General features: G+C 61.0%; 1 protein-coding gene. It reads right to left on the bottom strand.

The window, feature by feature from the left end:
* The coding region (locus RHIZ70P_RS22700; RefSeq protein ID WP_181904109.1) for an SDR family NAD(P)-dependent oxidoreductase at nucleotides 1-406 on the bottom strand (406 nt) is incomplete at its 3' end.
* Nucleotides 407-418: the final 12 nt, after the last annotated feature.

Here is a 418-nt window from a genome sequence, read left to right as displayed (position 1 = left end):
GCATCAGCTTCACCGCATCCTGGATCAGGAAGAAGGGGGCACGGGTGTTGATCGCGAACATGCGGTCAAACAGCGCTTCATCCGTATCAAGAATGGTACCGCGATCGGTGATCGCAGCAACATTCACCAGCGCATCGATGCGGCCAAACTTTTCATCGGCAGCCGCGATGACGCGGCTGCAGTCGGAGACCACGCCCAGATCGGCGGCAACGAAATGCACTGGGATGCCATAGCGGTCGGTGATCTCATACGCTTTGGCTTCGCCTTTCTCGCGGCTGCGGCCACAGATGACCAGGCCCTTTGCTCCGCGCTCCGCAAAAAGCCGCGCGACTTCCGCGCCCAGCCCCTGCGTGCCGCCGGTGACGACGGCAATCTTTCCATCCAGTCTGCCCACACTATGCCTCATGCCCTTCGCTTG

The organism is Paenirhizobium selenitireducens ATCC BAA-1503, from assembly GCF_900492185.1.
Lineage (GTDB): Bacteria > Pseudomonadota > Alphaproteobacteria > Rhizobiales > Rhizobiaceae > Allorhizobium > Allorhizobium selenitireducens_A.
Note: the sequence above shows the minus strand (reverse complement) of the source record. Positions and strands in the feature narration are given on the sequence as shown.